Genomic DNA, 1,867 nt, shown 5'->3' on the forward strand with positions numbered 1-1,867 from the left:
CGATAAAGCAGCATCATTTACCGTACAATTATTGTTTCTTATATGATTATGAAAATTTACATGGGCACCATTTGCACAATTTATCGGATTATATGGAGCAAATGGCAAATACGATTTATTTACAGTTATTTAGTCCAATGTCTGCAAATCATTTTGCMCAAGAAGATAATCAAATTCAGCAATTGGCAGAATCGAGTGGGAAAGGGAGATATTGCGGAGCRGGAACGGCRAARCTYATTTATCCGTATGAGCACGTTTTGAAATACTGTGCTTTAAAATGGGCGGTTCAAGGCTTAGATGAATCTTGGCTTCATTTAGATCAACTATTTCAAGAGAAGAGGCAAAGATACGATCAAGATGTAAAACGCGGTATGCAGCGTGAAAAGCCAGAGCGCGGGAAAAGTTATTTAGAAGACTTAGAGCATCTTGCTACTCGGCCAGAACAAGCTCATATTTTTTATAGACAAATGTACCATGAAACACGTGAAGGGGCAGAGGGTGGTAAGCTCGGTGTTGCAAAATCAAAATTGTTTTTAGATGCTGTAGAGAGTTACGTACACCGTACAGTGCAAAAAGATGAGGAATTAAACCGCCTGCAGCATGAGTGCAAAATATCGGCTGCGAAGCTTAAAATGATGGAACAAATGAAGGGGGAAGTAGCGAGAGTTGATCATGCGGTTCGTTTATATGCTTATGCCATTCCGAGCCGTGTACATGAGCATGTTACTACCCTTTTATATGACATGATCGAATCAGACCGCTTTACACCGAGTGGCTCAGAAGGACAGTCTTACCAATTAAATACATGGTTTTTAAAGAAAACGGATCCAGTTCATCCAGTTGCAGCACGTTTTATGCTGTATGAAATTCGTAAGCAGCTAGTAGAGAAGATGAATCGACTACATGAAAATAATGAACAAAAGCGTAATTTAATTCAAAACTACGATAAGAAATTTAATGTGAGTAMTATTGATGGAACKGTAACGGCTGTTCGCCGCGTTGAAATTGCGCAGCAACAAGGCTGGKTYGGRAAAATGWTTAAYAATCAGCARCGTKTGTTYAAAAAAGAATTTGAAGATATTGTAACGCAGTACGTACACAAATTAAGTGAGTATCGTAAAGAAATGTTGTTAGAACTCGTGTATCAATCGCTATACCAAGCAGTTGATAAAATGATTCAATATTGGGAAAGRTTCTTTGATAATTTAYACGAAACACGTGAAAATTTATTGTTTGAAATCCAAAAGCGAAGCAAGGAATTTGAGGGGAAAACGAACCCGACGAATGTATACGTATTAGCTGAAGAGAAATTGCAAGAAAAGATTTGGCAAGATATGCAGCAACATTTAAATTTAGGTGTATTACCGAAAGATATATCGTCCGAAATTTATATGAGCTTGTACGGGGAATATTGTCGTGATGCGAAAGCCGAAGAAATTCAGTCGAAAAAGGTGGAAGACTTCTATCGTGAACATATATTGAGTTATTGTTATGACGAACTTCAAGTGCGCTATCGTGACAAATTAGAGCTTAATATCGTTGAAGCATTGCGAAAAGAAGCAGATTTCAAGAAGCGTGATCGTGATGAATACGTTCGTGAAAAAATTGAAGATCTTTTCCATTTAGCAAGTCCGTTCGTTCCGAAAGTTTCTCATCATAGAGAGTTACAATATTGGGGCGTACATCCWTCTTTAAAACAAGAATTGCAAGAAGAGTTATTGCAAGAAATGTTTAAAGAAAAAGATACGGTAAACGAGGCGTTTTCACCATTTGAAGTGATTTGTTATCGTGCTCATTACGGATTATCGCTACAAGATTTTCCTAAGCTTTCATCTGGACATATTGCGAATGGTTTTATGAACGATAA

The 1,867-nt window shown here is 37.5% G+C and carries 1 protein-coding gene; it reads left to right on the forward strand.

What is annotated here, in order from left to right:
* On the forward strand, positions 1 to 1,867 hold a 1,867-nt coding region (locus tag AC1DJR_RS28370; protein WP_477004086.1), incomplete at both ends, for a tubulin-like doman-containing protein.

The organism is Bacillus sp. 05T31 (genome assembly GCF_056396725.1).